Origin of the sequence: Corallococcus sp. CA054B (assembly GCF_003611625.1) — a bacterium.
In the GTDB taxonomy this organism is placed as follows: Bacteria; Myxococcota; Myxococcia; order Myxococcales; family Myxococcaceae; genus Corallococcus; species Corallococcus coralloides.
The window spans coordinates 37,059-44,451 of the sequence record NZ_RAVY01000062.1; the positions used below are offsets into that span (position 1 = coordinate 37,059).

A 7,393-nucleotide genomic window follows, 5' to 3' on the forward strand; every position below is an offset into this window, starting at 1 on the left:
CCGGACCCAACTTCCCAGGTCAGGAGGCCCGCATGGCGGTCAAGAAGCAGTCCCGGTCCACGCTGATGACAGGTCCACGGCGGGCGCCGCGCTCCCAGAGCGCCCGCGCCGTGCACGCAGCCCCGTCAGACACGGAGAAGCTCCCCTTCGACATCGAAGAGGTCCTCCGCCGCGTGCGCCACGAGGTCCGCTCCTTCGCGGACGCCGCCATGTTCGAGCTCGCCGCGAAAGGCCACGGCTCCCTCTTCGAACAGCTCATCGCGTGCATCCTCTCCATCCGCACGCTCGATGAAGTCAGCCTCCCCGCGTCCCTCCGGCTCCTCGGCCGCGCGCACACGCCCGAAGCCCTCGCGCGCCTCACCCCCGCGGAGATTGACGCCCTCATCCGCCCCGTCACCTTCCACGAAGGCAAGGCCCACCAGGTCCACGCCATCGCCGTGCGTACGCGTGACGAATTCAACGGCCAGCTCCCCGCGGATCCGGACGTGCTCCAGTCGTTCAAGGGCGTGGGCCCCAAGTGCGCGCACCTGGCGCTCGGCATCGCCTGCGGCCATGAGGTCATCAGCGTGGACATCCATGTCCACCGCGTCACCAATCGCTGGGGCTACGTGAAGGCCTCCACTCCGGAGCGCACCCTCGCCGCGCTCGAAGCCGTGCTCCCCCGTCCCTACTGGGTGGAGCTCAACCGGCTCCTCGTCCCCTTTGGCAAACACGTGTGCACCGGCTCCCGCCCGAAGTGCTCCACCTGCCCCGTGCTCCCCTACTGCCGGCAGGAGGGCGTCACCTCCCACCGCTGACACCTACCGGTCGTGCCCCGCCCACTGCGTGGCCCGCCTCGCGAACCTCCGCCACGGGTTCGTCCGGCCGCCGTTCTCCAGGGAAATCTCCTTCGAGTGCCGCACGTCCTTCTCCCAGCACTCCTCCAACTTCAAAGCAATCTCCCGGTCCTCGAACACCAGCGAGCCCTCGCTCAACTTGTTGAGCGACAGCGAATCCAGGTTCGTGGAGCCCACGACGCACAGCCAGTCATCCACCAGCATCGTCTTCGAGTGCAGCATCGCCGGCTGGTACTCCCAGATGCGCACCCCCGCCGCCAACAGCCGCTCATACGTCGACCGCTGCGACGCGCGCACCACCGGCACATCATGCTGAGGCCCCGGGCCCATCACCCGCACGTCCACGCCCTGCCGGACCTTCACCTCCAGCTGATCCAGGATGTCGTTGGGCGGCGTGAAGTACGCGTTGGCGATCCACAGCCGCTTCGTCGCCGCGGCCACCACCAACCGCACCATCCGCTCCGCCTCGGTGATGCCCAGCCGCCCGGCGCTGTCGATGAACGCCGCGCAACCGCCCCCCTCCTCCTTCAGCTCCGGGAAGCACTCGCGCGGCAGGAACCCTCCGCCGGACTCCAGCCAGTGCTTGGAGAACGTCACCTGGATGCGCCGCACCTCCGGTCCCTCCACGCGGATGTGCGTGTCGCGCCAGTTGTCCGGATTGAGGCCGTCCCCCTCCCACACCTTCCAGATGCCGAAGCCGCCCGTGTACGCGACGCGCCCGTCCACCACGACGATCTTCTGGTGCGACCGGCTCAACAGCCGCCCCAGCACCTTGCCCGCCAGCAGCCGGTAGTAGTGCACCTCCACGCCCGCGTCCGTCAGGCGCTTCTCAATCTGCTGATCGAAGTCCTTGTCCCCGGTCGTCTCCTCACTGCCCACCGGATCCACCACCACGCGGCACTGCACGCCCGCGCGCGAGCGCTCAATCAGCGCCTCCACGAACCGGTCCGACAGCTCGCACGGCCGCCAGATGTAGACGAGCATGTGCACGCTGTGCTTCGCCGCGCGGATGTCCTCCAACATCCGGTCGAAGACCTGGCTGTTCTCCAGCAGGTGCATCCGGTGCCCCGGTGACAGCCCCACGCCCGTGGCCTGATAGAGCGCGAACGAGAAGCCCTCGGGTCCCGGTGGCAGCTCGAACGGGCCCTGCATCTCGTGCTTGCGCGTCTCGTCGCCGCCGTCGAACCCATGCGCCCCCGGCTGGGGCAGCAACTCGTCCGTAAGCTCGCTCATGGTCCCGGCAACGTAGGGACGCCTGCCCTCCCCCGGGAGTCACCGCCCGCCTCCCGCTCCAGCCGGTGAACAGGAACCCATTCCATCGTTGCCGGAGCCTTTCACCGTGGCGACACTGGCCTTCTTTCAGTTCCCTCGCCTGGAGAGTCCGCATGCTCGACGCCCCATCTCGCCCCTCCGCCCGGGAGCTGCTGTCCCTGTCCAGCCTCGCCCCGCTGGTCCCCATGCTGTACGTCGCCTGGACGGACGGCGAGCTGACGGGCGACGAGCTTCGCGCGCTGGGCGCCGCCGCCCGCTCCCAGCCCTGGCTGGACCTCAAGTCCAGCTCCATCCTGGCCCTCTGGGTGGATCCGCTGCGTCCGCCCCCGCCCCGTGAGCTGGCCCTCGTGCGCGAGCACATCCGCGCCACCGCGGAGAAGCTGGCCACCAGCCAGCAGCAGAACCTGGCGGAGCTGGGCGTGCAGCTGGCCCAGGCGCTCGCGGGCGAAGCGCCCCTGAACATCCCGCCCGCGGAGCTGGCCAAGGCCCTGGCCGCCATCGAGGCCACCCTGGGCGTGGACGGCAAGGAGGCGGTGCGCTCCCTGGTGCCCAAGGCGTCCCGCGTCCCGAAGGCGGAGCCCCGCTCGCACGCGGCGTCCTTCGACCCCGTGGCGATGACGGCCGTGCTGGAGCGCACCTACTCGGACGTGCGCCAGCGGGTGCGCGGTTGGCTGGAGGACGCGGACTTCCGCTACAAGGAAGGGCTCACCACCACCGCCTACCGCGACCAGGTCTTCGACTGGCTCAAGCACCTGGCCAATGACGGTCTGGGCCAGCTCGCCTTCCCCAAGGGCCGCGAGGGCGGCGGCGACCTCGGCGCGTTCATCGCCGCGTTCGAGACGATGGCCTTCTTCGACCTGAGCCTCGTCATCAAGGCGGGTGTGCACTTCGGCCTGTTCGGCTCCAGCATCCTGTTCCTGGGCACGAAGCGGCACCACCAGCAGTACCTGCCCCGGGTCGCCTCGCTGGAGCTGCCCGGCTGCTTCGCGATGAGCGAGCTGGGCCACGGCTCCAACGTGCGCGACTGCGAGACGGTGGCCCGCTACGACGCGGCCACGGGCGAGTTCGTCCTCCACACGCCGTCGGAGACCGCGCGCAAGGAATGGATTGGCAACGCCGCCCGCCACGCGCGCATCGCCACCGTGTTCGCGCAACTGGAGGTGGACGGGGAACGCCTGGGCGTGCACGCGCTGCTCGTCCCGCTGCGCGATGAGAAGGGCAAGGTCCTGCCGGGCATCCGCATCGAGGACTGCGGCGAGAAGATGGGCCTCAACGGCGTGGACAATGGCCGGCTGTGGTTCGACCACGTGCGCGTCCCGCGCGACAACCTGCTCGACCGCTACGGCCAGGTGACGGAAGGAGGCGAGTACACCTCCTCCATCACCGGCGACTCCAAGCGCTTCTTCACCATGCTGGGCGCGCTGGTGGCGGGCCGCGTGAGCGTGGCCTGCGCGTCCCTGTCCGCGGCCAAGAGCGCGCTGACCATCGCCGTGCGCTACGGCGACCTGCGCCGCCAGTTCGGCCCCCAGGGCGCTCCGGAAGTGCGCCTGCTGGACCACCAGGTACACCAGCTGCGGCTCCTGCCGCTCGTGGCCAAGGCGTACGCGGTGGACTTCGCGCTGGAGTACCTGGTGGACCGCTACGTCCACCGCACGGAGGACGACGCGCGCGAAATCGAGGCGCTCGCCGCGGGCCTCAAGGCCTACGCGTCGTGGAACGCCACCGCCACCATCCAGGAGTGCCGCGAGGCGTGCGGCGGCCAGGGCTATCTCACCGCGAACCGGTTCGCGTCGCTCAAGGCGGACACGGACGTGTTCACGACGTTCGAGGGCGACAACACCGTGCTCATGCAGCTGGTCGCCAAGGGCCTGCTCACGGGCTACCGCCAGCGCTTCGAGGACGACCGCGTCTTCGCGGTGCTGCGCCTCATCGTGGACCAGGCCGCCACGGTGTTCACGGACCGAAACCCCATCGCCGGCCGGCGCACGGACACGGACCACCTGCGCGACAGCGACTTCCAGCTGCGCGCCCTGCGCTTCCGCGAGGAGGCCCTGCTCGCGTCCGTGTCCAAGCGCATCCGCAAGCGGCTCACCGCGGGCGTGGAGGCTTTTGAAGCCTTCAACCAGGTGCAGGCGCACCTCCTGGCCCTGGCGCACGCGAGCGTGGAGCGCATCGTGCTGGAGCAGTTCCTGCGCGGCGTGGCGGAGGTGAAGGACGAAGCGCTCAAGCCGGTGCTGGGGCGCATGGCGGACCTCTTCGGCCTGTCCTGCCTGGAGTCCGCCAGCGGCTGGTTCCTGGAGCACGGCTGGCTCACGGCCCCCAAGGCCCAGGCCATCCGCAAGGAGCGCGTGAAGCTGTGCGAGGAGCTGCGGCCGGATGCCGTGGGGCTGGTGGACGCATTCGGGATTCCCGACACCTGCCTTGCGGCGCCCATCGGCCTGGGGCGGCTGGCGCCCGGCGGTGAACGGTTCGACGACACGGCGGCTGACAGCGCCCGTGCGGGCCCGGCAGATTCCCGCGCGTCATGAGGACCTGTGTGTCGTGGGTGATGTTGGGGCTCGTGGGGCTCACCGGTTGCGCGACGGTGTCCCCCGCGGAACGGGCCCGGCAGGTGGGCGAATCCAACAAGGAGCGCGCCCGCCTGTTCACCGAGGAGATCTACAACCAGAAGCGCCTGGAGCGCCTGCCGGAGTACATCGCGGCCGACTACGTGGACCGCTCCGAGGGCGCCCCGCAGGACCTGCGCGGCCCGGAGGTGGTGCGCACCCAGGCGGAGGCGGGGTTCACCCTCTTCCCGGACCTGAAGTTCGAGCTGCTCCATGTGATGGCGGAGGACGACTGGGTGATGGTGCGCTGGCGCGCGACGGGCACGGACACCCAGGGTCCGCCCACCGCGGACGGCAAGTCCCGCCCGCTCACGTTCCATGGGGACTCGCTGTACCGCCTGCGCGACGGCCGGCTGGTGGAGTCGTGGGACCTCACGGACCGGCTGGATCCGCTGCTCCAGCGCGGATTCAAGGTCGTCCCGCCCGAGTTCTGAAGGGTCCTGACCCGGGAGCACGCTGAACGGCCACGGGTCGGGCTCGACGCCGCCGGAGTCAGGAAAAACCGGGGCGTAGCGGGATGTCTCCCCATTGACACCTATGCACCGGACCCATCAGGGTCCGGGGATGAGGATGAACGCGGGACCCATGCGGGCCGCGGACAAGGCCCGACAGAAGGCCTTCCGCACGGCCTTTCCCTCCTACGGCCAGCGGCCGTCCTGGGGCGGCAGGTTGTTGCGCCTGTTCGGATGGGGCCTGCTCCTGCTGGGTGCGTTCCTGCTGGTCGTCGTCATCGACGGCTGGCGTGCGTTCGGCAAGGTGCCGGAAGGGGCTCGGCTGGAGCGGATGACGCGCTCGCCGCAGTGGCTGGACGGAGGGTTCGAGAACCCGCAGCCCATCCTCAACAACTGGGAGCGGACGCTGTCGGACCTGTTCAGCTCCAGCGAGGAGAGCACGCCCCGGATGCCGGTGGTGGTGGACCGCATCGACCCGAAGCGCTTCGCGACGCCGCCCGAGGACGGGCTGCGCGTCACCTGGATGGGGCACTCGTCCACGCTGGTGGAGGTGGACGGGCACCGCGTGCTCACCGACCCCGTGTGGGGCGAGCGCACGTCGCCGCTGGGGTGGATTGGCCCGAAGCGCTGGTTCCCCGCGCCCATCGCGCTGGACGCGCTGCCGCCCATCGACGCGGTGGTGATTTCGCACGACCACTACGACCACCTGGACTTCGCCACCATCGACGCGATGAAGGACTGGGACACCACGTTCGTGGTGCCGCTGGGCGTGGGCGAGCACCTGGAATACTGGGGCGTGCCGGCCAACCGCATCGTGGAGCTGGACTGGTGGGAGCGCACGAAGGTGAAGGGGCTGGACATCGTGTGCACGCCCGCGCGGCACGCGTCGGGCCGGTTCCTCCAGCAGAACAAGACGCTGTGGGCGGGCTGGGCGCTGGTGGGGCCCAAGCACCGCGTCTACTACTCCGGCGACACGGGCCTGTTCCCCGCGATGGAGGAGATTGGCACGAAGCTGGGGCCGTTCGATTTGACGATGATTGAAACGGGTCAGTACGGCGCGGGCTGGCCGGACTGGCACCTGGGGCCGGAGCAGGCGGTGCTGGCCCACCGGCTGGTGCAGGGCCGGTTGATGCTGCCGGTGCACTGGGGGCTGGTGACGCTGGCGTACCACGGGTGGACGGAGCCGATTGAGCGCTCGCTGGTGGCCGCGAAGCATGACGGCGTGGGCATCACCGCGCCCCGGCCCGGGCAGGACTTCCTCGCGCTGACGCCGCCGCCCGTGGAGCGCTGGTGGCCCGACCGTCCGTGGAAGACCGCGGAGGAAGCGCCCATCGTGGCCAGCCAGATTCCGCCCAAGCTGCGGGAAGGGCACCCGGCGCTGCCGCTGCTGCCTGTGCCCGCGGCCGTGAGTCCGCAGACAGCAAAGCCGGTGACCCCGAAGCCACAAGCCACGGCACCGAGCGCGAATCCTCCCGCGCCGCCCGCGGCTCAGCAGGGCACGGGCCCGACCGCCGCGACTCCGCCAGCCGCTCCGCCGAACGCGACGCCTCCGTCGCCGGATCCGCAAGGCGCGGGGACGAAGCCCGCCGTCCCAGCGACGGTGGTCACTCCTGTCCCCAGTCCACAGGGCACGGGAGCCGCGGTCGCGATTCCGCATGAGTGACGCACGGCGGGCCGCGCTGCACGGGGCCTTCAAGGCCACGGGCTATGTCGTGCGCCCGCATCCGCTCGTTGGCGGACGCAAGCACGTGCTGCGCGCGGACGCCTTGCATCCGGAGCTCGACGCCGCGCTCGCTGCTCACGGCTTCACCACGTGGGCCTTCCTCACCGCGTGGAACCCGCGCGCGCACTCGCGCCCGCTCCGCACCAACGCGCGCCTCCAGCAACGACTGCTCACGCTGCTGGAAGCCCAAGGCCACCCGAGCGTGTCCGCCGTGGGCGTGGCGGAGGACCGCCGCTGGTTCGAGGAGAGCCTCTTCGTCCCCGGCCTGTCCCGTGACGAAGCCCTGCGCATGGGCCGCCTGTTCGACCAGGAGGCCGTGCTCTGGGGTGCCGTGGGCGGGGCCGCGGAGCTGGTGATGTGCCGGGAGCCCGCGCGCTCCTGAGCCCGGTGTCGGCCACGTCACATCCGCCGGGACGACACGCATTCGGAACCCGGCCCTCACGTCCGCGCCACGAGACGATGCCAGGGTCCCCCGCCTCGCCGGACCCACCCCGCCCCAGGAGC

General features: G+C 70.6%; 6 protein-coding genes. 5 read left to right on the forward strand and 1 reads right to left on the reverse strand.

Going from position 1 to position 7,393, the window contains the following annotated elements:
• Positions 1–32 precede the first annotated feature (32 nt).
• Positions 33–797 carry an endonuclease III gene (nth, locus tag D7V80_RS17330; RefSeq protein WP_233585437.1) on the forward strand — a complete coding sequence of 255 codons (765 nt, stop codon included), beginning with the start codon at positions 33–35 and terminating at the stop codon, positions 795–797.
• Positions 798–800: 3 nt separating this feature from the next.
• Here nth and D7V80_RS17335 read toward each other — a convergent pair whose 3' ends face one another.
• Positions 801–2,069: a phosphatidylserine/phosphatidylglycerophosphate/cardiolipin synthase family protein gene (locus D7V80_RS17335; protein ID WP_120589217.1), complete on the reverse strand. Its 1,269-nt coding sequence runs from the start codon at positions 2,067–2,069 to the stop codon at positions 801–803.
• Positions 2,070–2,221: 152 nt separating this feature from the next.
• Between D7V80_RS17335 and D7V80_RS17340 the strand changes: the two genes are divergently transcribed.
• The 4 genes from D7V80_RS17340 (at position 2,222) to D7V80_RS17355 (ending at position 7,271) form a co-directional block, all read left to right on the forward strand.
• Positions 2,222–4,636: an acyl-CoA dehydrogenase gene (locus tag D7V80_RS17340; protein WP_120589218.1), complete on the forward strand. Its 2,415-nt coding sequence runs from the start codon at positions 2,222–2,224 to the stop codon at positions 4,634–4,636.
• On the forward strand, positions 4,633–5,148 hold the full coding sequence (locus tag D7V80_RS17345) for an ester cyclase (protein ID WP_120589219.1): 516 nt from the start codon (positions 4,633–4,635) through the stop codon (positions 5,146–5,148). The genes D7V80_RS17340 and D7V80_RS17345 overlap by 4 nt, the downstream gene beginning before the upstream one ends.
• Positions 5,149–5,284: 136 nt before the next feature.
• On the forward strand, positions 5,285–6,829 hold the full coding sequence (locus tag D7V80_RS17350) for an MBL fold metallo-hydrolase (protein WP_304987782.1): 1,545 nt from the start codon (positions 5,285–5,287) through the stop codon (positions 6,827–6,829).
• Entirely contained in the window at positions 6,822–7,271 is a 450-nt protein-coding gene (locus D7V80_RS17355) for a DUF3293 domain-containing protein (protein ID WP_120589220.1), read from the forward strand. The genes D7V80_RS17350 and D7V80_RS17355 overlap by 8 nt, the downstream gene beginning before the upstream one ends.
• The last annotated feature ends 122 nt before the right edge of the window (positions 7,272–7,393 follow it).

Bases quoted from the DNA above. Each gene is read 5' to 3' on its own strand.
- nth (WP_233585437.1), top strand. From the start codon at position 33: ATGGCGGTCAAGAAGCAGTCCCGGTCCACGCTGATGACAGGTCCACGG.
- D7V80_RS17335 (WP_120589217.1), bottom strand. From the start codon at position 2,069: ATGAGCGAGCTTACGGACGAGTTGCTGCCCCAGCCGGGGGCGCATGGG.
- D7V80_RS17340 (WP_120589218.1), top strand. From the start codon at position 2,222: ATGCTCGACGCCCCATCTCGCCCCTCCGCCCGGGAGCTGCTGTCCCTG.
- D7V80_RS17345 (WP_120589219.1), top strand. From the start codon at position 4,633: ATGAGGACCTGTGTGTCGTGGGTGATGTTGGGGCTCGTGGGGCTCACC.
- D7V80_RS17350 (WP_304987782.1), top strand. From the start codon at position 5,285: ATGAACGCGGGACCCATGCGGGCCGCGGACAAGGCCCGACAGAAGGCC.
- D7V80_RS17355 (WP_120589220.1), top strand. From the start codon at position 6,822: ATGAGTGACGCACGGCGGGCCGCGCTGCACGGGGCCTTCAAGGCCACG.